This is a genomic window from Terrilactibacillus laevilacticus (assembly GCF_006517395.1).
Lineage (GTDB): Bacteria > Bacillota > Bacilli > Bacillales > Sporolactobacillaceae > Terrilactibacillus > Terrilactibacillus laevilacticus.
In genome coordinates this window covers 1-23,030 of record NZ_VDCY01000017.1, presented here as the reverse complement: position 1 = coordinate 23,030, position 23,030 = coordinate 1, and the positions used below count along the sequence as shown (strand labels likewise).

Sequence of the window (23,030 nt, the reverse complement as noted above, 5' to 3'; positions counted from 1 at the left end):
AAGGGAAATTTCCAAATTGAAGCGAATAAAATTCAACTTTTATATCATATATATTGAGAAAAATTGGATGAATTTATGATATAATATGTTGTCTTTAAAATTAACATACAGGAGGGGTAACATGTCGCAACTAGACACAACACCTCAGCAACGACCATCCGAAAATCGAAAATTGATTTGGTTTGTCGTTACTTTTATACTTATTGCGGCTGCTGGATTACTTTATGTAAAATGGCTGCCTTATTATAGCAAATCATTCTTAGCGGCCCATACTCATTCAATAGGTTCTTCCATATTGGGGAATCTTTCCGATGAGACGTTATCATGGCATTCGGCTTGGGATTATGCGGTTGTTTATTTTGAGTCCGTATGGAAAGCAGCCGCCCTTGGTATTCTACTCGGATCTTTAATTCAAGTATTATTGCCAACCCAATGGCTGATAAAAGTCCTTGGAAAAACATCATTCGGTAGCACGGCGATTGCTGGACTCGCTTCTGTTCCTGGCATGATGTGCACCTGCTGTGCCGCTCCGATGGCGGTTGGTCTTCGTAAAAAGAATGTCTCAGTCGGTGCCGCATTGGCCTTTTGGATTGGAAACCCTATGATTAATCCGGCTACACTCATTTTTATGACGTTTGTTTTATCGTGGAAGTTTACTCTAATGCGTCTTATATTTGGATTTATTCTAACTTTTGGAGTAAGCTATTTGGCTAATCGCTTTGTGAAAGATGCTGAGCCTATTGACCTTGATAAAATCATGACTGATGAAAAACCAGAAGGTAGCTTTTTAGTCAAATGGTTAAAAAGTTTAGGAAGTATGCTTCTTTACATTGTTCCAGCATATGTTTTATCAGTATTTCTATTAGGCGCAGCAAGGGTCTGGTTATTCCCGCAATTAAGTGATGCATCAGCTAATAGCCTACTTGCAATCCTTATTTTTGCAATTGCCGGCATGATTTTTGTCATTCCAACAGCTGCCGAAATTCCAATCATCCAAACGTTTATGTCTATAGGACTTGGTGGTGGACCGGCGGCAGCACTCCTAATCACATTACCTGCCATTAGTCTACCATCGTTATTAATCGTTGCTAAGTCACTTCCTAAGAAAGTGTTAGGTTTTGTGGTGATTTCGGTGGTTGTTCTTGGAGTGGTTAGTGGATTGATAGGAAAGCTAGTCTTATAAGATTTAGATATATTAGTAGAAAGCCTAGAGATTCGACATGGTAAAAGTGTCTTGTCTCTAGGTTTTTTATTAAGTCGTTTAATGGGAAAAACATGGTAAAAAGAGATTGTTTTAAAAGTCAAAAAAGTAAGTTGCATTTTCAGACTTCAACTATGTCTTTTTAGTGACAGCGTGGTAAACTGTTGCCATAAAAAGGTGATTTTCCTCACAGACTTTTTTTAGTCAATTACTTACTATAAAACTAATTTGTTAGATATAAGCAGCAACTTAATTTAAAAAGAAAATAGATTCCTGCTTAAACAAAAATAGAGGTGTGAGGAGAGTACCACAATGAAAAAAACAGATTTACCTCTTGTCTATTCATGTTCTGGATGTTCTTCAGCTGCACAAACGGCTAATACAATTGCGATAAAAATGGATCGTGAAGGAATTGCTGAAATGTCATGTATTGCCGGAGTAGGCGGAGATGTTAAACCGCTTGTTAGAACAGCAAAATCTGGACGTGATATCATTGCCATTGATGGTTGTCCATTAGCCTGTTGCAAGCATTCATTAGCTAGACATGACGTTGAACCAAAGCATCATTATATACTATCTAATTTTAATGTACCGAAGAAAAAAGGCGAAGATCCTGATCCTGAGCTTACGATGCAAGCTTACGACCAAATAATGGAACTTATAAAATAATCATTTAATAGCCATTGAAAAACTTTTGGACGCTTTCCAATCAAAGGAAGGGGTCTTTTTTTCACTTTAAGTGCGTGTTCAAAAAGGTAACAAATTAGAAGCAAGAAGGCTAAGAGCGGCGCTGTTTTGAGGACCGGCATTCCTTGCGTTGTGGTAGATTAAGGCGCCAGCCACAGGACGTGAGCGGTTTTAGCCAGCGATCTTCTCGTATCCACTACATGAGGACCGGAAAAACAAGCGGGCGCCGAGGATTCGTAGCTTATCATTTGGTGACTTTTTAAACAACCTCTAATAGCATATGTTTTTTCAATAAATCTATCAATATCTACTACTTTTATACGCAAATCTCTAAAAGAGTTGATTACAAGAGTTTTTTTCGTTATGATATAATCTGCACCTTTTCTATTAGTAATCATTTTACTAAATAGGAAGGTGCTTTTTATTTAAATGATTAGAAAGGGGTGACATGAAAAAAGACTGAAAAGGGGGGAGGACATATTCAGTAAACTAATTGTAAACTTAACTTGTAATAAATATTGAAAATTAAAATAAAAGGAGAGATATTATGAGTGCAAAGCCATCGATGTTCAGTTGGAAGGTTCATCTGTTTGTTTTGATTTTGGTTTGTGTTTCAGAACTTATCGGTGTACATGAACTCGGCTTAGGTATTGGTACGATTACTTTATTTCCTATGCTATATGCATTAATTATTGGATCAATCATGAGCATTCCTAAACTTAAAATTTTAAAAAAGAAAGAAATGCAAATTTCAGCTAATATATTAGGTATTTCGTTTATGCTTTTTATTGCTAAGTTAGGGACAATGATGGGACCACAATTGATGGAACTATTTAAATCTGGTATCCCCCTACTCTTGCAAGAGGCTGGACATATCTTAGGAACCATTATTTTAGGTCTTCCAATTGCCTTGTTGATAGGAATGAAAAGAGAAACGATCGGAGCCACTTTTTCAATTGATAGAGAACCCAATCTCGCTATTATTTCTGAAAAATATCGTTCAGATTCACCTGAAGGTAGAGGAGCTTTAGGAGTTTATGTGTGTGGAACCCTTTTTGGCGCACTTTATTTGTCACTCCTCACAAGTGTCATCGCTAAACTTGATATTTTTCATCCACTTTCTTTGGCGATGGGAGCGGGTGTTGGATCAGGGAGTATGATGGCGGCAGTCACAGGAACGCTAGTTACCATTTATCCCGAGCAGGCAGGTACTATAGCAGTATTCTCAGGTGGCGCTAACCTTATTACGACATTATTAGGAACGTATATTTGTGTATTCATATCTTTACCACTTACAGAATTTTTATATAATAAGTTAAACCCAATCCTTGGTAGAAAACACAGAAACGAGATTAAAAACATTAAAACATAGAGGGGTGACGGCATTGGAAAATAACTTAAAAATGAAAGATATGATCTTAACATATATCATTATTGGAATTATTGCATTATTAGGTAATTGGGCGGGATATCATGTCTCACCCATTAAAGCTCTACCTGGTATGTTAATCATTGTTCTTATAACCATTGTAGGTTGGGGAATAAAGAAGATATTGCCCATTAACTTACCTGCAGTTATCTATATTTCTTTAATCGCTTTATTGGTCACAACAAAAATCTTTCCTGGAAGTGAATGGATAACTAAAGAAACAGGAAACGTCAACTTTTTAGCTTTGGCCACACCTATACTAGCCTATGCAGGTTTATCATTTGGCAAAGACTTAAATCAATTTAAAAAGTTAGGATGGAGAATCGTCGTTATCTCGTTCGTAGTTTATACAGGAACCTTCGTTATTTCTACGATCATGGCAGAATTGAGTTTTAGATTTATAGGTAAGTTTTGATAGTGAACGATTTCCATCTAAAGTAATCATGACAAATCCACCTTATTCTAAGAAATGAACAAGGTGGATTTGTTTTATGAATCAGCTGTAACTCGCGACTTCAGTTGTGAGAGGTTCAATCTTCTTCATCCTCAAACCATAAAGGATCTTTGTTATCGACATCACCGTTATAGTTGATGAAAATCTCTTCGCCCGCTTTTATGTCTCGATAGGCATAGAAGTCAAATGTGTGATGGTCAAAATTAATCTTATAGTGGGCATTCGGTTCATAAGAATGGTTGAACAGCATGCCATAGCCTAGAAGAATCGCCGAATGATGAATGCCATACTGAAAAGCATAATCCCCTAGTAATGTTTTTTCGATATGTTCATGTTGCTCATTTGGATACGCAATAACGGGTGCTTCATGGATCAGCGTTCCTTTTTTTATATCGAAAGTCGCAAAAACGCCTCTATTGAATTCTCCATTACTAATGGGAGAACTTTTCACTTCGATCATAAACCTTACCTACGCTTTCATTAATTTCTAATTAACTGTAACATGTCTTGTATGATGAAGGCAAAAAAATTCTCTTCCTTTAGATTCCCTATGTGCTCGAGCACAAAAATTCTTAAGCTATAGTCTTATTGTAATAAAATTCTAAAAATATATAATGATTTGTATAGTAAAAATTTAATAATATAATCCTTAATTGTTTAACTCAGCGTTTTTTGATAAAGGTTAGCTACCCTTTCAGTCAATTAACATAACCTGCCGGTGGGTTATGTGCTTGATCACAAAGAACGATATTTATCTGACTGAAAATTTATATAAAAATGGAGGGATAATCAAATGGTTGATGTTTTAAATATTAATCAAAAATTAACTGGTGGAGAAATTCAAGAATTGGATAAAGATTATGTGATGCATTCATGGTCAAAACAAGGGAATAAGGCTTTAGCAATTGAAAAAGCAGATGGCATTTATTTCTGGGATTACGAAGGTAAACGATATACCGATATGAGTTCATTATTAGTTTGTACCAACTTAGGTCACAACAATAAAGAAATTATCAATGCGATTCATGAGCAAGTCGACAAAATGGCTTTTATGGCACCGGCTTATGCGACGGAGCCTAAAGCAAAATTAGCGAAAATGTTAGTGGATATTGCAGGTGACAATTATTCAAGAGTATTCTTTACGAATGGCGGAGCAGAAGCAAATGAAAATGCGATCAAAATGGCTCGTATGTTTACAGGTAAAAGTAAAATTTTAAGCAGATATAGATCATATCATGGCGCATCTTTAGGCGCCGCTAACGCATCTGGTGATCCTAGACGATTTGCAGCCGAAAATCCTGCAGCTTCCGGTTTCATTAAATTTTTCGATCCATATATCTATCATGAAAAAATTAAATTTGCAGATGAAGAAAAGGCGACTGACTATTATCTTCATCAATTAGAAGAACAGATCATATATGAGGGACCGAATGCCATTGCGGCTATTTTACTAGAAAGTATTACAGGTGCGAATGGAGTCATCATTCCTCCAGAAGGTTACTTACAAGGCGTTAGAAAGTTATGTGATCAATATGGTATTTTAATGATTTGTGATGAAGTGATGGCTGGGTTTGGTCGCACAGGAAAAATGTTTGCATTCCAACATTGGGGTATCGAACCGGATTTAATTACTTTTGCAAAAGGTGTGACGTGCGGCTACGTTCAGCTCGGCGGTGTCATTGTAAGCGAAGAGATCTCCAAATATTTTGAAGAAAACGTTCTGCAATGCGGCCTAACGTATAGCGGTCATACATTAGCCTGTGCCGCAGGCGTTGCTTCGGTTAATTATTACTACGAACATCACATATTAGATCATGTCAATGAAGTTGGACAGTATTTAGGTGAATTTTTAGAAGACATGAAAGAAAAACATCCATGTGTGGGCGATGTTCGATATATCGGACTCTTCTCTGCACTTGAACTCGTCAAAGACAAAGCGACACGTGAGCCTCTTGTGCCCTATGGTTCATCTAACAACATTATGTCAACCATCATGGGCAAATTAAAAGAAAAAGGGTTCTCGACCTTTGGACGTGAAAATAACATCAATATTTGTCCTCCACTCATCATGACGAAAGAACAGTTACTAGAAACTCTGCCAATCTTAGATGAAGTGTTGACTTGGGTTGATCATACCTATTTGTTTTAATCGAAATCTATCTTGTTTATAGAGGGAGGTCATGAAGATGCAGGCCAAGTTAAAAGAAGAATGGGTTGAAGAAACGAAAGGCGAGAAAGAACTGGAACGGAGTTTATCGAAAAGACATATTCAAATGCTTGCTCTTGGAGGCGTTATCGGAGTTGGTTTGTTTTACGGATCGGCAACAGCGGTGAAGCTGGCAGGTCCGGGTGTTTTAATTAGTTTTGTGTTTTGCGGGATATTAGCGGCGATTGTGATGCGTTGTTTAGGTGAAATGACGATGGAAAATCCGATTTCGGGTTCATTTAGTCATTTTGCTGGAGAGTATATGGGAGACCGGATGGGTTTTTTAACATCAGGCATGTGGTGGTTTTATTGGGTCGCGACCGTCATGTCCGAACTCGCTGCCATAGGAAAGCTCGTTCAATATTGGTACCCGAGCTTCCCAGCCTGGATCCCTGGACTGATTGCGTTAGTTCTATTTACACTTTCAAATCTTCTTACCGTCAAAATATTTGGTGAACTAGAATATTGGTTTGCTATTTTAAAAGTCATGGCGATCACCGTATTTATGGCATTCGGTGCTCTTATCATTCTAACCGGTGTATTTAACCACGGACAGGCTGTTGGGTTAACGAATCTTTGGTCAAATGGCGGCTTTTTACCAAACGGGATCTTAGGTGTGTTAGCCACGATTTCACTTGTCGTTCAAGTCTATAGCGGTATTGAAACACTGGCGGTTGAAGCAGGGGAATCGCATAATCCAAGAGTCACTTTGAAAAAATCGTTTCAAACAGTTGCGTTAAGAATCTCTCTATTTTATATTGGCTCGATCTTCATTATGCTTTGTGCCTTTCCATGGACGTATATCTTAGAGAAAAGTGCCAGTCCTTATGTTTTGATGTTCACAAAAATTGGCATTCCGTTTGCCGCAGGATTGGTTAATTTAATTATCATTTTGTCTGCCTTTTCATCGAGTAATACCGGCGTGTATGGTGGAAGCCGTATGCTTTTCGGAATGGCAAAGAAGGGGTACTACTCTAACAACTTTACCAAACTGAACCGAAACGACGTTCCTCATGTCGCTGTATGGATCACCGCAGCCATAATCTCGATCGGTGTCTTCATTACTTATTTGGCACCAGATAATGTCTATGTATGGATTACAAGTGCATCAGCTTTCGCGTCGCTTTGGACGTGGGGTGTGATCTTAGTCAGTGAATTACTATTTAGACGAAAAGCTAACCAACAAAATAAATCACTACATTATCCTATTAAACTATGGCCGACTGTCCCGATTATCGGACTTCTCATCTTGATTACAGCTCTCATTGCGATTATCACATCGCCGTTAACGAGAATCTCAGTCTTTGGTGGGATAGGCTGGTTAGTGATCCTATTAGTTTATTATCAAGTCAAACTTAAAGGAAAAATGCAAAAAAGTTGATTTAAAAAACAAAGCAAAAAATAGACGTGTGTGAGGTGTTTATGATGTGGAATTACAGTCAACCTGTAAATATTAGATTTGGAAATGGAAGAATTAAAGAATTAGGCATGATCGCCAAGGAACTTGGGAAGGAAAATGGGATCATTGTATGTGGGCATCATTTTAAAGACAGTGCCTTAGTAAAAACGATCAAAGAACAATCAAATGGGATGATTAACCATGTGTATGGTGATGTTATGCCTAATCCTTCTGTAAAAAATGTGATGGAATGTTCCGATACCATTAAACAATTTAATTGTGATTTTGTCATTGCTTTAGGCGGAGGAAGCTCGATGGATTGTGCTAAAGCAGCAGCTACCATTTGCTTAACCGATGATGATATTACTACGTACCACGGAACAGGCTTGCCGCTGCCAAAAGAACACTTGCCTTTGATCGCAGTACCAACAACATCTGGAACTGGTTCTGAAGTGACGTGTGTATCGGTTTTGACAAACTATGAAACAGGGTATAAGGGACCGATTAATTCGGATAATTTCTATCCATCTATTGCACTCATCGATCCAGAGTTAACGATGACCATGTCACCAAGAGTCACCGCCTGTGTAGGTATTGATACATTATCTCACGCCCTAGAAGGGTATTGGAGTAAAGGCCATCAACCGATCTGCGATGCCTTTGCCATTCACGCAGCAAAGCTTGTGTTCAACTATCTCTATACAGCCTATAAGGATCCTGAAAATTTGGAAGCAAGAGAAAAGATGTGTGAGGCAAGTTTAATCGCAGGACTCGCTTTTACCCTTCCAAAAACAGCGGCATCTCATGCATGTTCTTTCCCTTTAACGAACCTTTTCGATATTCCGCATGGTGAAGCTTGCGGAATCACATTAGATTATTTTGCCCGTATTAACGAAAAAGCAGAGAGTGGACGCTTAACGGAATTAGCAAGAAATGTAGGATTTAGCTCTGTGGATGAAATGGCTGACCAGATCTATAAGCTAAAAAAAGACATAAACTTAACCGTGGATTTAACGGAATTTCATTTAACGGAAGATCAAATTCATGAACTTGTTAAATTAAGCCGGCATCCTAATCTCTATAATAATCCAGTTGAAGTGACAGATGAGATGTTGTATGACATGTATCGGTCATTCGCTGGACTTGACGTAAAGGAAAAAACACTTTTGAAATAAAAAATCAGTCAATGTTATTTGGTTGTTCCGACTTAGGAAATAGCCAAATAACATTTTTTTAGCACATAAATGATATAGACAAGGAACGAAGACTCGTGAAATTCATATTATTATTCTTCATCATGTTTTATTCTAACGCCATTCAAACGATCACTGGATTTGCCGGCACTTTAATAGCCATGCCGCTCTCAATACAAGTCGTTGGAGTCTCATTATCGAAGATTTTATTAAATTTTATTACTTTGATCAGCTGCATGTGGATTGCTATTCGCAATTACAACTATATAAATAAACGAGAATTGGCCAAAATCATTATATTTATGATCATCGGCATTATTGTAGGCCTCTCGATCTATAGCAAAATCCCAATCCATGTTTTAATTCTTTCATACGCGATATTAATTATTATCATTGCTTTGAAAAACTTATGTATTAAAAAGAGATTACGCCTTCCCAAATTACTATTACTCATGTTACTGCTCCTGGCTGGAGTCATTCATGGATTGATCATCTCTGGAGGTGCCTTACTAGTCATTTATGCCGCCATCGTATTTAAAGATAAAACAGAATTCAGAGCGACGATGGCAGCTGTTTGGTCGATGTTGAACACGTTTTTATTTGGTCAACAAGCGTTTTCTGGACAAGTTGATGGCCATATTTTACTTCTATGTCTACTATCCATTATCCCGATAACAATTGGTATTTTTGCGGGTAATTACCTGTTTAATAAAATTAAGCAGAATCTCTTTATGGCTTTGACTAATATTTTGCTACTTTTCTCAGGTTTGCTCTTATTGGTATAATTCTTAAAAAAGGGGGAGTTCGTTATGGCCAATTCTGTTCGACAACTTTATATGAAAGTGAAGGATAGCCATGAATTGACGCTTCTCGCGGGTGAACAAGGACTAGATAATCTAGTGAGATGGATCCATACGGTTGAAAGTTTGGATATGTCCGATTTTCTCCATGGAAATGAAATGACTTTTACAACAGGTGTTGGGTTAAAGAAAGAGGAAGATCTCTTCAATCTTATTAAACAGAACGTCAAAAACAGTGCTAGCGGCATGATTGTAAATATAGGTCCTTTTATCAAAAATATAACACCCGAAATGATTGCTTATTGTAACGAACATCACTTTCCGTTATTTTCTGTTCCCTGGCATATTTATTTAGCCGATGTGATACGAATTTTTACGTATGAACTTCTTCAATCCGAAAAGAAAGAAACGGAATTAACAAAAGCGATCAAAGGCGCGATTTTCGATCAAAATAATATTGACGAATACCTTATTATATTAGACAAATACGGCTATGAAGAGAACAATCAGTACTGCATTACAGCGTTTCAAATGCTAGAAAGTGATGAAAATACATTACTTAACTTAAAAAAAAGAATGGAAAACAGTCTCGTTAAAGAAAACCATGCTTTTATCTCATTCTTATTGGATGTTAAGCTCATTATTGTCTTTATCAATGACACAGAAGATCATATTTCTTCGATTATAAATCGCCTATTTCATGATCTTTCCTATGAATATAAGGATTTATTCGCTGGGATTGGTGCGAACCAATCTGCAATCTTTAATATCAAAAACAGTTATACCCAAGCGACGAAAGTATTAGACTTAATCAAGAAATCTGTCATTAAGAAACCGATCGGTCTGTACAATGAATTAGATTTTCTAAAACTCCTTCTACCTATCAACGATTTAGAAGCATTAAGAGATTATAAAAATGAAAAATTATATCAACTCGAGAAATATGACGAACTCAATAACACCAAATACTTACAGACCTTAGAGTGTTACCTGAACAACAACTGCAGCATTAATCAAACAGCAAAAGAACTCTTTGTTCATCGGAATACGATTAACTATCAAATTAGCCGGATAGCGCAGATATTGGATCATAATCTTTCATCATTTAAGACAAGATGTGATCTTTATTTGGCGATTCAGATTAAGAATTATTTGGAGGTGTCTTAGGAGGGGGAAATATAGATTGAGGATAATCTCACAACATGATCGCCTTTATTCTCTGTTATTGAGTGGTTTATCGTATTTACATACCTAAACCTAACATCTTTGCAAAATTATCCGAGCCAATAGTTTGTTCAATGACAGCTTCTGATAATACTGTTTCACTTATGTAAAGCTTTGCCTACTTATAGAGTAAAAAAATCGTATGGATAACAGTGGAGATATGATAGGGATGAGTAGTATTTACAAAGGCGATGAGATAATTTGTATCAATAAAAAAAGCATCTCCAGAACAATCTTTTCTGGCGATGCAATATTCTTCAAGGCATTGAATATTCATTATTCTTTTCCTCTAACTTCGCGGCAGATTTTATCTGAATCTTTTCCAATATTAAAGTTTCCTATTGATTTAGATAATAGTCTCAACTTTTCTTCAAAAGAAAGTTCTTGTTGTGTTTCATGAGATGGAGTTTGAGTAGTCATTTCTTTATCATCCTCCTTTTTTATCCTTTCACCCCCTAATATAAGGATTCCCAATAATCACTTATAATAAAAGGTATGTAAAGGATATATGTATATTCTACCGAATCATAAATATTGTGACAACTATAACAGAATGAAACTTCCGTACATAGAAAAATTCAATGAACCCTAACATAACTTGATAGGACTCAAAAAGACATTTCATTTGACAAATCTCAAAAAAGATTTAAAATTAAGATAACTTATCTTCTCTATTAACTACGAAATCTACCATCTTATATGTACACCACGTATTAAACCACCACTTATTCATATCTCTACATCTATGTATTGATTTTTTCAACTTGTTAGACTAACAAATGAAAATTGTGATAAACAACGAAGGGAGGTGTAATAATTGATTGGTAATAAGTCCGTAAGCAATTTCAGGTACATGGGTTCTTGTTGAAACTTTCTCAGTCTCTCCAAAAGCTCAATTCATATAAAAAACTCGTAGACGTATCGAATTTCCCCGAATTCTTCATTGCATGGAGAGAAAACCAAAAGCATGCATTTAACCGATCCTTTGCGAATACGACATTTTTCATATGGACTATAAAGAACAAAAATTTATCGCTTTTGGCTTACCAATTGTCGATATGTCTCTTACTCTGATTTTTTATGTTAACTAATGAACGTCCTTTTTAATTATAAAGTTAAGGATATTCATAACATGTTCTCCATCAACCTTCACCATTTCAGGCATTAACACATCTAATTCGTTCGCAACATCTTCTATATTATCCGCTTTTTTAACTTTTCCTTGCGATAGAACTACGCATATCTATTTTTACAATCATTCACTTATCCAAAAAAATTAAAGTGCGTGTTCAAAAAGGTGACAAATTAGAAGCAAGAAGGCTAAGAGCGGCGCCGTTCCTTAGGACCAGCATTCCACATGATGTGGTAGCTTCAGGCGCCAGCCACAGGACGTGAGCGATTTTAGCTAGAGATCCTCTTGTATCCACTACATGAGGACCGGAAAAACAAACGGGCGCCGAGATTCGCAGCTTATCATTTGGTGACTTTTTGAACAACCTCTTAAAGGAGAGATTTAAAAATAGCTTCTATATATACTGTTACTAAATGCCCTAATTGTGCTTGTTCTGCAATTGAAGATTTTTATTATAAGTCAGATGAAAAGTATATTATTTGTGATAAATGCGGATATACTTATTCGAAGTTCTATAAAATTGATCCAATTAAGGGTTATGTATGGGAGATTAATGAACAAGAAGGGCACGGGGTTTGTGTCATTGTTAGAAAAGATGGACATCGGAAAAGAATTTTATTTAATTCGGTTATAACGGCAAAAGAATTTGAAAAGTATCGCAAAATCTTTTCAGAGGATGATGTAGATCAAGAGGCCAGCTATATGGAAGGTTATGAAAATGGTTGTTTCATACCTCTTCTTGGCAATCCGCCAAGTATGGATGAAAAAACAAATGAAGATTAAAAACTTCAAAACAATACAGTTTACTTGAACAATCATACTGCGTTCACCTCTGCAATCTAGTACAATAGTGGTATATAATTTACTGATTGATTTGAGGTGCATGTCTAATTGGATCAAATAAGAAAGATCTTTACTACATTTAAGAAGAAGACAATCACTTTATTAGAACTTGAACACTTGCTAAACCCATTTTTTCCAACATACGAGGCTTTTTCTGAAACCATTTTACAATTTGAAGAAAGGGAAATTCTCGTCATGGTCAAAGCGAAAGGACGTACAGATCGGTCTCCGTCACTTGCCTTTCAATATCGAATTAATAAAAGTCTACTCATGAGAGATTTTCATAAAGAATTACAAATTTATCGAGGGAAATTGCACCCTTCTATTAATATAGATGAGTATTATAGAATGGATCCCTCCATTTGGAAAAAGCATTTGCCTTTTATTCTCAAAGTAGATCAATTTATAAAACAAAATTCATTTCCAACAGAATACGTTCCAGCTCCAGAGCGGAGTTATGAATTGGTTGGAGATGAAAAGTGGATTATTGAAAAAGGCGGAAAAGAAATCCTTGAAAGAATTGGTCTTTTTCATCTCCTAAATATTATTCCTGTCTCAGAACCCCTTATGTTTGCGATCAATCCAAAAAAAATAAATGCAAGAAAACAATACCACCTTATTGTTGAAAATAAAACAACGTATCAAGGGTTACTCCAGATATTAAGAGAAACCAAGTTTTCAACCCTAATCTATGGCCGTGGGAAAGCCATTATTAAAAGTATTGAACAATTTTCGATACAATACCCGGTAGTAGCCCATCATGATTTCTTCTATTTTGGGGACTTAGATAAAGAAGGAATATGGATATGGCATGCTTTAAACAACAAACAGCCAGTGCGCCTTGCTATGCCTTTTTATTTCGTATGCTTAAAAAAAGAGCCGGCAGTTGGAAAAGCCTATCAACGTGAACACGGTGATTCTATGAAAGCATTCCTCCTCAAATTTCCATTAGTGGAGCAAGAAGTCATTCGAAATATGCTTGCAAGTGGAAAATACTGGCCCCAAGAAACACTAAAAACGAGAGAATTACAACAGGTATGGAGGGAGTCGGATTGGACAAGCTTGATATACAAGAAATAACCAATGGTTATCGAGAAAGGTTGAGACGGTTGGCACTTTTTGATCCGTTGTATGAACTAGATCGAAAACGTGAACAGGATCAGGCAAAGAATATTATTGATATGAAGGGATTTGGGCTTCTCACCTTACTTTTCTTTTTTGAACAAAAACTCATGCGACAATATAAGATCGGTACGAATGAGCTCGCAGGATTTTTGCATAAGCTGACGGAATCAAGTTATCAGTTAGAAGAGACGGATTATGAAAGAATTGCACGGACGATCATTCAAACCTTCAGGCCAACGACAGGAAGAAAGCGGAGTTTTACTTTTTTTAATTGGGAAACGTCGCAAGATGAGACCATTGAATACTCGATTTTGAAAGCAAATAATTTTGATATGAAGACGAACACCCAATATTACACACTTGACGAAGATGGATTAGAATTGATTTTTGCAACTAAAGAGTTTTATAGTGAATTCCAATTATCGATCAATCAACTTATGTTAAGAAAACAATTAGAAAAGGGTGAATTTAAAGGGGCACTTAGACAAATCAATGAAATGCGCATTGATGTTGAAAGTTTAGAGGAAAGGATCATAAAGCTCAAACGTGAGATTCAAAGAAGTATTGTTTCAGAAGAGACGTTTGAGCGGTACAAACAGTTGTTGGAGGATATTAATGGGCGGCTTATAAGAGAGGATGAGGAATTTAAAGAGCTTCGTCAATTTGTAAAAGAAACTCGCGAACGACTTTATTCAAAGGATATTCATAAAAAAGAAAAGAAGACCTATGACTTAATATTGACTATTACGAGAGAATTGGAATCGGTTCACTATAATCATTCACGTCTCCTTGAGCAGACATTTGCTCTTAAGAACACAACACTCATAACAGCCCAAGAGTCACTTTACTATACAGGAATTCAGGCGTTTAATTTTGATCAAGATCTTGTATCCCATATTATTTCTGAGCCCCTGCCGCTCGAAGCAATGTCAGGTGTACTTCATCCATTTTTTAAAGTTGAAGAAAACCAAATGTGGTCACCGTTAACGCTTTTGGCTGAGCAAAATATTACTGAAGAACAAGAAGAACGTGCGGAAAATCGTTTATTAGACATGCAGGATGATGCAGATGATCCTTATCGAAACGAATTGATAAAAAAATATAAAGACATCATGCAGTACTTTTTACTTGCTTATGAATCAAATAGAGGAAGTACATTATCTGAGTTTATCGATTATCTAAAAGAGTATGGTGATTCGACCTTGTATAAGCAACGTTATTTTTATCACTTTTGGCTTGTGCTACATCAACGTTCTCCAATTATCAAAGGAAAGATGGATGGAGATGAAGGAAAGACACTTTTAGATGATGCGCTTGCTCTCCTCGGAGGTCGAAGGTTAATCGTTCAAGAGGGCAAGGGGATTATCAAAGGAAATAAACGGTTTTCGATACAAGAGATGATCTTAAGATTGGAGGCAGAAAAATCATGAATTATCCTGAACAAAAAGTCATGCAAGCATTCAGCATTTATACTAAGCTCGCACGCGATGGAGTAACGGATAAGGAAGCGGTTCAACATTACCGAGCGGATGATGATATTCGAGGGCTTCTTGATGCTTTTAGCCGAGAAGTGGATTGTGTCATTGTCAGTACCAGTGAGCAAATGTTTTTAATTCCGGAAACCAAATTGTCTCCTTTTCATGTTAGCAATGACTGGATTAAGCGTCGTTATTTGCGATCTGGTGCCACAAACGGAGATATTTATCTCCTCTATTTTTCTACGATTATCCTATTTGGCAGCTTTTATGATACATATCAGAGTCAAGAGCCAACAAGGCAGTTTTTTCGTTTGGATGAGTGGGTGCGCTTTATTCAAGAGCGCATCGATCAATTAAAGACACATGATGAGGAAGAACTGAAGCAATTGGAAAAAGAGTTTTCTTATAATTGGCGTCTTATCATTGAAAAATGGGAAGACATGGATGATATTAAAGAAACGGCGAAAAGGCAAAGCGGAAATACGATTAGTCGCTTAAGTTTTATGGATACGGTGAAAAGGTTTTTAGTTGATCAAGAATTGATACAAGAGATTGGAAATGATGAAATCACGTTAACCGAAAAAGCTAAAACAATCATTCAGCGTTATTTCATGGAAGTAGAATTCAATAAAGGACTATTTGAATTCATTTATAGCTTTGAGAGGGAGGAAGAAAATGCCATCGATTAGTAAAATTCGTTTAACAAACGTCGTTTATGAAGAAGGGAACAAGCGTTATAATGATGAATTGTTTTTATTTGATGGACATAATGGTGCCGTTTTACTGGAGAATGGAGGCGGGAAGACGGTCTTTATTCAAACGGTTTTACAAGCGGTCCTACCTCACGTTAACCTCGCAGATCGTAAAATTAAGCATACTTTAATGCTTGAAAATGATCCTGCTCATATCGCTGTTGAATGGATTACAAATGATAATCCGAGACGTTATGTTGTGACGGCTGTCTCACTTTTTACAACGAAAAATGGACTAGATTCCATGCGGTATGTGTATGAATACGGGGGAAATGATCCAGATAATATCGAGGAAATCCCTTTTGTTCGAGAGGGAAAAGAAGGAAAAAGATCATCGGAACGCGGGGAGATGCAGGACTATTATAACCATATGCGTGACAAAACGTTAAGTGCACGGACGTTTAACACCATTAAAGACTATAAATTATTTCTTGAAGAACAATATCATATTATTTCAAGCGAATGGGAGAGCATTGTCAAGATCAATAGCTTAGAAGGTGGTGTCGAAGCCTTCTTCAATGAATGTAAAAGCACTAATCAACTCTTTGATCGATTACTTATTCCAACGGTTGAAAATTCGATTGTCGGTCATGATGAATATCTATTTGCCGATATGTTTCAACAGCAGTATACAAGTTTCAAAAATTATAAAAAGTTAAAAGAAACACTTGAAGAAAATAAGCAAATTGAGAGTCAGCTTGAAAATTACACAGGTACTTATGAGAAATTTCACCATAGAGAATTAGAATATGAACAAGTTAAACAGCGTGCTAAAGGAACTTGGAACAAAATTAGTCAAGAGAAACAGCAATATACAAACGAAAGAGTAAATACGTTAGAAAAATTAGAAGAATGGAAGATAAGTAAGCATGACCACGATGTGAAATCAGCTTCATATGAGATTTTTGTTGAAGAAACCATATTAAATCGCCTAAAGGCTGAATTTAATGAAGTGCTTGGTAAACAATCGATGCAAGAAGAGTATCTTCAAAAATATGCCATCGATTACTATTCATTAAAATTAGCGAAAATGAAACAAGAAAAGAAAGAACAAGAGGATGCTCTACGCCATATTGAACGTGAGCTTGCAAAATATGATCAAACTGAAGACATGGATGAATTAAAAAATCAGTTGGAACAAGAGAAGTGTGCGCTCCTCGGCTGGTATATAGAAGAAATTGAAAAACTAGAGAAAGATAGACAAGAACTGAATGATCAATTAAATCCTATCAAGAAACAAATGGACTTGTTAGATCAAAAAAAGCATGACTTAGGTGAAAATGAAAAAGATCTATATAAACAGTTATCAAAAACAGTAAGTAGAATTGAGACAAGATCAAAAGATATTGAGCAGTTAAAGCAACTTTTACTTTCAAACCCTGAACAGGAAAATGTACAAGAAGAATTAATTAAATGGCAAGTGCGCTTTCAAGATCTTGACGATCAGTTAATGGAATTACATAAAGAAGAAAAGCAATCTATGATTGATGTCAAGGAAGCAGAAGAGAGGAAGGAAGATTTTCAATCGACTCACGCTACCACTGAAAAGAGCAAAAATGAAATAGTTTTTAAACTTTCGGCGATGGAAGAGGCACAGAAAAGTCTAATTGAAGTCCTATCCTCGTTACGTTCTCAATGGGTCACTTTGGAAAATGTTTATTTATCACAGGAATCTATCGAAAAAAGATTAATCGAAACCATTGATAAACTAACAAAAGATAAAGATAGTCTTTTACTTAAAGAACGAGTGGCCTATCGATTTGTCGATGACCATGGTAATCAGGAAACATTCTTTAGTGACGCTTTTCTTGAACAACAACTCACATCATGGAAAAATCAAGTCGATTTTTTAGTTACAGGTGTGGAATTTTTACAAAACATGGAGATCGAAGAAAGAGAGAAACATGAGCACTACCCACTCTGGCCAATGACATTAGTCACAACGAATAGATCAAGACAAAAAGTGATCGATAAGTTAAACCATGTTCGTGAACAAATTCAATTTCCTATTATAGTAATGACGACAGAAGAAGCCCAGTCACCGACGAAAGAGAGGATAAATAATTGGATTGGTCCAAGTCATTGGCATAAGAATTTAGATGCGTCATCCTTTATGGAATGGAAAAAAGAAATCAGCGCGTATGCAAAAGATGTCACCATACAACGTAAAGAAAAAGAACAACATATTAAGAAATGGGAAGACGGTTTAAAGGCTTTTAATCAATTTTTATCACACTTTTCATACGATAAAATAACTAAATTAAAAGAAGAACTCACGCAATTGAAAAATCAACTTGGAGATCTTTCTGCAAGCATTCAAAGAGAAACAAACTTTCTAGCTGAGCAGCGTACCAAATCTGAACATAATAAAAAATTAGCTGAACAGTACGGTGATGAAAAGCAAGGATTAGATTGGAAAATTGAACGCGGACACCAATACCTCAAATTTGAAAAGGAAGTTAATGTAGAAAAGAAAAACGAAAAAGAGACAGAGCACCGCTTAAGTCAAGTGATTCGAGAAATGACGAGATTAAATGAGCAGTTAGCTACATGGAAGGAAGAACAGGATGACCTGGAGAATCGTATCAGAAGTACCGATGCTAAGTTAGACATTGTGAAACATGATGAAACATATACATCCCTTCAATCTTTTTCTCCACGTCATACGGGTGAAAGTAAAAAGACCATTACAGAAAAAATGATGTCTCTAGAAATGAAAATTCGAGAAATCAACGTTACGCGAGGAGAATGGATAGCTAAAGAAACATATGCTAAGGAATCCATTCAACGTTTGAACAAATCAATGAATGAATTGTTAAATGAACATCCCTTTGTTGAAGAAACCAGAGATTTTCCAGGAGATGGCGTTCAACTCATGGAAACTTTGCGCGAAAAAATGGTAAATTTAAAACAAAAAGTTGAAAAATTAGCCGCCATTGTGACTGAAAAAAAATCAAACCTAGATAAGCAAAAAGGAAAATGGGAAACGAAAAAAGATCAATTAATAAAAGATTTTCCTGATACAAAAATGATCACTTTCAACCAATCCTTAGAAGAAATCTCTGAAGAATTAGTATCTGAAGGTAAGCACTTAGATGAGCGGAAAGCTTATATTGACAGGGAATTAACAAGGATCGAGAATGAACTAAAAGATGTTGAGAAAGCCAGGTACGGATTGGAACTTTTTGAAGAAGGTCATCATTTTACTGCACCTGATATTGTGGCAATATCTCTAGTAGCAGAAGAAGCACTTGAATTTACGTATAACCGTCAGAAAATGGTCAAAGCCATTAAAGATGCCCTTAAAGAAACTAAAGCTTTAGTAGAAGCTGAGAAAAAAGAAGTTGATCGGGCAAAACGAAAATTTAGAGAATTTTGTATGAATAATATTTCTGATATGAAGTTACAAAAAATGGCAATCAATGGCGTAGAAAATAAACAAAATTATAAAGATGTCATTGAATTTAAGAAAAATATGCTGATGCGCATTGAGAAAATTTCACATTATGCGAATGAATATATTCGTAAGAGTGATGAAGATTTACAATTATTTATTAACCAAATTCATTCCCACCTGCTGACGCTCGTTGAAGAACTCAAGGAAATTCCGAAAAGGACAAAAGTCAAAGTTATGGATGATTGGAAAACCATTTTCACCTTTAAAATTCCTGTATGGGAAGAAGAGGTTGGGAAAATGCGTATCAGGGATTATGTCGAATGGATTCTAAAACAATTAGAATCTGATCGTTTCTTGAACGAACAAAATATGCAAGACGATGAGAAAATACGAAAAGAAGTTGAAATGTGGCTCCAATCAAAGCAGCTCCTACAAATGGTCATGAATAATGAGGTCATGAAGGTAAGTTGTCGCAAAGTAACAAACGATAACAAAGTTACGACGCGTTCTTACTCCTGGGAGCAAAGTAATGTATGGTCAGGAGGGGAAAAGTGGAGCAAGAATATGACGCTGTTTTTAGGAATTCTAAATTATGTGGCAGAAAAAAAGAAACACATTCAGCCAGGTATGAAGCATCATCGAGTTGTTATACTCGATAATCCTTTTGGAAAAGCATCGAGCGACCATGTACTAAGTCCTGTTTTCTTTGTCGCAGAACAACTAGGTTTTCAAATAATTGCTCTCACAGCCCACACAGAAGGGAAATTTCTCCAAGACTATTTCCCAATCATTTATAGTTGCCGACTAAGAGCTTCAACAGATTCAAGTAAAAAAGTTATGGCTAAAGAAAAATGGCTCCACCACGCCTACTTCCAAGATCATGAGCCAAAATCAATTGTACGACTTGGTGAGACAGAACAGATAACCTTATTTGAATAAGTTATAAGGCGGCTTAATGTAATACAAATATCGAAGTACCTGGCACTTCGATATTTTTGTTTTATATGATTATATTTGATCTGGAACTAATATTGATTCAGAAATACTTATATACTCTGAGTGTAGTAGATTGACATAATGCGATATACTAAAAAGACAAGTACCTGAATTTGAAAATATTGGAGTGAGTAATTATGAGTATTGTATCTATTATTCTACAAATTATTTTAGGTATTATGTTTACTTTTCTAGGTGTGACGGCACTAACAGGGGCGAAAAAGGCATTAGAAAACTTTGAACATCTTAAATTACCAAATTGGTTTCGAATTATAACGGGTTTCGTTCAACTTATCGGAGCTATTTGTATGATAGTTGGTATTTTGGTGCCTAGGCTTGCCGCATTTGGTGGTCTTTGGTTAACTGTGACAATGATCTTCGGAGCTTTCTTGCATCTTAGGATTAAAGCCCCTATTTCTACTGCCGTTCCTGCCATTGTCATTGGAATTATTTCATTTGTGGTATTTTTATTAAGAATTTAGTTATTACACTAGTACTAAGCAGTAGATAATCATTCTAGTCTGTTGTAAGCATGCATTAGCTAGGCATGACGTTGAACCTAAACGTCATTTTTTACTATCCGATTTTGACATTCCTAGGAAAAAAGGTGAAGATCCAGATCCTGAAATAACTATGAAAGCATGCGCTTAATTTTCATTTACCAATGTTGATATTTCAAGCCCTTTATATCGATGAAAATGAACAAACAGACGCTATCCTTTAAAAGGGAAATCGTCTGTTTGTTCACCTTATTCCTCATTAAACCATGAGGATCATTATTATCAACATCACCATTATGTCGAAGTGACAGGCACTTCGACAAGGGATATAATGGACGGCTTAATGTAATACAAATATCGAAGTGCCAAACACTTCGATATTCAATCAATTGTTATGTTCACCGTTAAATTTGTGGTAATGTATAATTTCATCCTTTGGAATTAACTCTTTTGAAGCAGGTTGTTTTTCTGGGTACCCAAGGCCCATAATCGCCAAAACCCGGCGATTTTCTGGAATTACCAGTGTTTTCCTTACATGGGTTTCGCGGCTGTTTGATTCAATATGATCCTCCGCATGAAAAACAGCTCCAAACGCAGCTCCCAAGCCTAATTCAACTGCCGAGAGCCAAATAAAGCCACTTGCAATCGATGCATCTTGAATCCAATATTTACTGACATTAGGACAACCTGTAATAACAATACCGGCTGCTGCATTTGCGAGCCATGGCATATATGGAGTCGTTTTGGCTAAATGCTTCAATATTTCTCTGTCAGTTACCAAAATAAATTCTCTGGATGGTAGATTATTTCCACTAGGGGCCAAAAAAGCAGCATTCAATACACGTTCCAATATTTCAGAAGGTATGGACTTTCCTAGAAATTGAGTAATTTCCCTTCGCTTGCTGATTGCTTCAAAAACATTCATGACCTTTCCTCCTCATTTTATGTATTAACCAAATTAACATCCTTCTAAGTAAGTAATTAATTCCGTGAATAAGCTCTAGCTGGATTTCATCTAATTACTTTTTAGAGAGTCTTTCAAGTCTTTCAATTTCCAAGGAGACACCTTAACAAGAACACTCGTTTATCCTCAGGTTTTTTATTCCTAAAAACTAGACTCAAAGTTTCGCAGCGATCGGATTAATCACATAAAGGAAAGATATATAATTTGTAGTCGTTCTGTATGCTCTCAAGGAGCGGGATAATCTTGGCAATGATAATCTTTTACTGCTACTGCCAAAATTAACTGGTGCTGTTGCAGTCATTCGACTTACTATGTGGCGTTCTCGCTAAAACTTTTTGATAACAATACCTTACCATTTTTCCTAATATATATATCGTAACGCAATATAATAGAAGAAACAATAAATCGCTTTATGATATATTTAGATTAAATAGTTGATTAGATCCACATTTAAAAATAGAATGAATATAAAAATGCTCAATTGGCACAAAAAGGATGCCAATAATAATTTTCTCTCATATTATTTTCTGTGATTTTTTATTTTATCCCCGCCATATGATGATCCCGACATTTTTTGTATACCTCAGCGGTTACCACGCAATCTGTATCTGCTCTATGTGATATCATATTTGATAAGCCTAATGCTGTCTTCAAAGTTTCTAATTTATGATTTCGTACATCTTTCATATGTTTTCTTGCAAGGTATACCGTATCAATGACTTCGTTATTGGGTTTATCTAAACCTAAGTAGTAAGCGTTATGTAAAAGAAATTTCATATCAAAGGAAGCATTGTGAGCAATAATCACATGATTTTCTAGAAATTGAACAAAATCAGGCAAGACCTGATCAATCAATGGCGCGGTTGCCACAGCTTCATTTGTAATACCTGTTAGTCTTGTAATTGTACTTGAAATAGACCTAAAGGGTTGAACAAGAGTGACAAAACGCTCACTCTCTTCACCTTCGATATATTTAATAGCTGCCATTTGGATAATCTCACACGATTTATGGCTTAACCCAGTAGTTTCAAAATCGATGACAATAAAATCTGAGGGAAGAGATTTGGATTTTTGATATTTCATATAATCGACATAGTCATGATTATATTCAGTATTTAGTTTATTCATATTAACAATTCCTTTATATTTTTTAGGTCGGCAGTGTCAATAATTTTGTGTAAATAAGTTTTCGACCTTTTCAGATAAATTGTCACTTGTATTCTAATTGTTCATGTTCATGGATTGTTTTT

19 protein-coding genes are annotated in these 23,030 nt (G+C 35.9%); 14 read left to right on the top strand and 5 right to left on the bottom strand.

From position 1 onward, the window contains the following. The first annotated feature begins 121 nt into the window (after window positions 1–121). The 4 genes from FG390_RS13810 to FG390_RS13795 all read left to right on the top strand — a co-directional run bounded on the left by FG390_RS13810 (window position 122) and on the right by FG390_RS13795 (window position 3,732). Complete coding sequence (locus FG390_RS13810; RefSeq protein WP_141191618.1) at window positions 122–1,183, top strand: permease; 1,062 nt, start codon at window positions 122–124, stop codon at window positions 1,181–1,183. Between the two features lie 330 nt (window positions 1,184–1,513). Continuing rightward, a complete protein-coding gene (locus tag FG390_RS13805) occupies window positions 1,514–1,870 on the top strand; it encodes a putative zinc-binding protein (RefSeq protein ID WP_141191617.1) in 357 nt (118 codons plus the stop codon). A gap of 565 nt (window positions 1,871–2,435) precedes the next feature. Beyond that, window positions 2,436–3,260, top strand: coding sequence for a DUF3100 domain-containing protein (locus tag FG390_RS13800; protein ID WP_258311679.1), 825 nt, complete (start codon window positions 2,436–2,438; stop codon window positions 3,258–3,260). Window positions 3,261–3,273: 13 nt separating this feature from the next. Beyond that, a complete protein-coding gene (locus tag FG390_RS13795; protein ID WP_246092850.1) occupies window positions 3,274–3,732 on the top strand; it encodes a hypothetical protein in 459 nt (152 codons plus the stop codon). 115 nt (window positions 3,733–3,847) lie between these two features. Here FG390_RS13795 and FG390_RS13790 read toward each other — a convergent pair whose 3' ends face one another. Next, window positions 3,848–4,231 (bottom strand): SET domain-containing protein, encoded by a 384-nt coding sequence (locus FG390_RS13790; protein WP_141191616.1) that lies wholly within the window; start codon window positions 4,229–4,231, stop codon window positions 3,848–3,850. A gap of 333 nt (window positions 4,232–4,564) precedes the next feature. Between FG390_RS13790 and FG390_RS13785 the strand changes: the two genes are divergently transcribed. The 5 genes from FG390_RS13785 to FG390_RS13765 all read left to right on the top strand — a co-directional run bounded on the left by FG390_RS13785 (window position 4,565) and on the right by FG390_RS13765 (window position 10,536). Beyond that, the gene (locus FG390_RS13785; protein ID WP_141191615.1) at window positions 4,565–5,920 is read left to right on the top strand and encodes an aminotransferase class III-fold pyridoxal phosphate-dependent enzyme; all 1,356 of its coding nucleotides are present in this window, start codon (window positions 4,565–4,567) and stop codon (window positions 5,918–5,920) included. Window positions 5,921–5,957: 37 nt separating this feature from the next. Continuing rightward, a complete protein-coding gene (locus FG390_RS13780) occupies window positions 5,958–7,358 on the top strand; it encodes an amino acid permease (RefSeq protein ID WP_141191614.1) in 1,401 nt (466 codons plus the stop codon). 41 nt (window positions 7,359–7,399) lie between these two features. Beyond that, a complete protein-coding gene (locus FG390_RS13775) occupies window positions 7,400–8,551 on the top strand; it encodes an iron-containing alcohol dehydrogenase family protein (protein WP_141191613.1) in 1,152 nt (383 codons plus the stop codon). A 95-nt stretch (window positions 8,552–8,646) separates the two neighbouring features. Then, window positions 8,647–9,354 carry a TSUP family transporter gene (locus FG390_RS13770; protein ID WP_219995069.1) on the top strand — a complete coding sequence of 236 codons (708 nt, stop codon included), beginning with the start codon at window positions 8,647–8,649 and terminating at the stop codon, window positions 9,352–9,354. 24 nt (window positions 9,355–9,378) lie between these two features. Beyond that, the gene (locus FG390_RS13765) at window positions 9,379–10,536 is read left to right on the top strand and encodes a PucR family transcriptional regulator (protein ID WP_141191612.1); all 1,158 of its coding nucleotides are present in this window, start codon (window positions 9,379–9,381) and stop codon (window positions 10,534–10,536) included. Between the two features lie 175 nt (window positions 10,537–10,711). Here FG390_RS13765 and FG390_RS15850 read toward each other — a convergent pair whose 3' ends face one another. Next, window positions 10,712–10,870: a hypothetical protein gene (locus FG390_RS15850; protein ID WP_181406506.1), complete on the bottom strand. Its 159-nt coding sequence runs from the start codon at window positions 10,868–10,870 to the stop codon at window positions 10,712–10,714. Next, window positions 10,870–11,013, bottom strand: a complete 144-nt coding sequence (locus FG390_RS15845) for a hypothetical protein (protein ID WP_181406505.1) — start codon at window positions 11,011–11,013, stop codon at window positions 10,870–10,872. The genes FG390_RS15850 and FG390_RS15845 overlap by 1 nt, the downstream gene beginning before the upstream one ends. 1,603 nt (window positions 11,014–12,616) lie before the next feature. Here FG390_RS15845 and FG390_RS13760 point away from each other — a divergent pair. The 5 genes from FG390_RS13760 to FG390_RS13740 all read left to right on the top strand — a co-directional run bounded on the left by FG390_RS13760 (window position 12,617) and on the right by FG390_RS13740 (window position 20,798). Next, entirely contained in the window at window positions 12,617–13,648 is a 1,032-nt protein-coding gene (locus tag FG390_RS13760) for a Wadjet anti-phage system protein JetD domain-containing protein (RefSeq protein ID WP_141191611.1), read from the top strand. Further along, window positions 13,621–15,123 carry a replicative DNA helicase gene (locus tag FG390_RS13755; protein ID WP_141191610.1) on the top strand — a complete coding sequence of 501 codons (1,503 nt, stop codon included), beginning with the start codon at window positions 13,621–13,623 and terminating at the stop codon, window positions 15,121–15,123. The genes FG390_RS13760 and FG390_RS13755 overlap by 28 nt, the downstream gene beginning before the upstream one ends. Then, complete coding sequence (locus FG390_RS13750) at window positions 15,120–15,860, top strand: DUF6063 family protein (RefSeq protein WP_141191609.1); 741 nt, start codon at window positions 15,120–15,122, stop codon at window positions 15,858–15,860. Before FG390_RS13755 ends, FG390_RS13750 begins: the two co-directional genes overlap by 4 nt. Further along, window positions 15,847–20,259, top strand: a complete 4,413-nt coding sequence (locus tag FG390_RS13745) for a coiled-coil domain-containing protein (protein WP_141191608.1) — start codon at window positions 15,847–15,849, stop codon at window positions 20,257–20,259. The genes FG390_RS13750 and FG390_RS13745 overlap by 14 nt, the downstream gene beginning before the upstream one ends. 194 nt (window positions 20,260–20,453) lie before the next feature. After that, window positions 20,454–20,798 carry a DoxX family protein gene (locus tag FG390_RS13740; protein WP_141191607.1) on the top strand — a complete coding sequence of 115 codons (345 nt, stop codon included), beginning with the start codon at window positions 20,454–20,456 and terminating at the stop codon, window positions 20,796–20,798. 403 nt (window positions 20,799–21,201) lie between these two features. On the opposite strand, the gene FG390_RS13730 is transcribed toward FG390_RS13740, so the two are convergent. Then, window positions 21,202–21,741, bottom strand: coding sequence for a nitroreductase family protein (locus tag FG390_RS13730; RefSeq protein ID WP_141191606.1), 540 nt, complete (start codon window positions 21,739–21,741; stop codon window positions 21,202–21,204). A gap of 576 nt (window positions 21,742–22,317) precedes the next feature. Continuing rightward, window positions 22,318–22,908 carry a 3'-5' exonuclease gene (locus tag FG390_RS13725; RefSeq protein ID WP_141191605.1) on the bottom strand — a complete coding sequence of 197 codons (591 nt, stop codon included), beginning with the start codon at window positions 22,906–22,908 and terminating at the stop codon, window positions 22,318–22,320. Window positions 22,909–23,030 lie beyond the last annotated feature (122 nt).

Excerpts from the sequence above, each read along its gene's own strand:
- FG390_RS13790 (WP_141191616.1), bottom strand. The coding sequence starts at position 4,231 with ATGATCGAAGTGAAAAGTTCTCCCATTAGTAATGGAGAATTCAATAGA.
- FG390_RS13800 (WP_258311679.1), top strand. The coding sequence starts at position 2,436 with ATGAGTGCAAAGCCATCGATGTTCAGTTGGAAGGTTCATCTGTTTGTT.
- FG390_RS13740 (WP_141191607.1), top strand. The coding sequence starts at position 20,454 with ATGAGTATTGTATCTATTATTCTACAAATTATTTTAGGTATTATGTTT.
- FG390_RS13805 (WP_141191617.1), top strand. The coding sequence starts at position 1,514 with ATGAAAAAAACAGATTTACCTCTTGTCTATTCATGTTCTGGATGTTCT.
- FG390_RS13750 (WP_141191609.1), top strand. The coding sequence starts at position 15,120 with ATGAATTATCCTGAACAAAAAGTCATGCAAGCATTCAGCATTTATACT.
- FG390_RS13785 (WP_141191615.1), top strand. The coding sequence starts at position 4,565 with ATGGTTGATGTTTTAAATATTAATCAAAAATTAACTGGTGGAGAAATT.
- FG390_RS13725 (WP_141191605.1), bottom strand. The coding sequence starts at position 22,908 with ATGAATAAACTAAATACTGAATATAATCATGACTATGTCGATTATATG.
- FG390_RS13745 (WP_141191608.1), top strand. The coding sequence starts at position 15,847 with ATGCCATCGATTAGTAAAATTCGTTTAACAAACGTCGTTTATGAAGAA.
- FG390_RS15845 (WP_181406505.1), bottom strand. The coding sequence starts at position 11,013 with ATGACTACTCAAACTCCATCTCATGAAACACAACAAGAACTTTCTTTT.
- FG390_RS15850 (WP_181406506.1), bottom strand. The coding sequence starts at position 10,870 with ATGAATATTCAATGCCTTGAAGAATATTGCATCGCCAGAAAAGATTGT.
- FG390_RS13780 (WP_141191614.1), top strand. The coding sequence starts at position 5,958 with ATGCAGGCCAAGTTAAAAGAAGAATGGGTTGAAGAAACGAAAGGCGAG.
- FG390_RS13810 (WP_141191618.1), top strand. The coding sequence starts at position 122 with ATGTCGCAACTAGACACAACACCTCAGCAACGACCATCCGAAAATCGA.
- FG390_RS13775 (WP_141191613.1), top strand. The coding sequence starts at position 7,400 with ATGATGTGGAATTACAGTCAACCTGTAAATATTAGATTTGGAAATGGA.
- FG390_RS13765 (WP_141191612.1), top strand. The coding sequence starts at position 9,379 with ATGGCCAATTCTGTTCGACAACTTTATATGAAAGTGAAGGATAGCCAT.
- FG390_RS13730 (WP_141191606.1), bottom strand. The coding sequence starts at position 21,741 with ATGAATGTTTTTGAAGCAATCAGCAAGCGAAGGGAAATTACTCAATTT.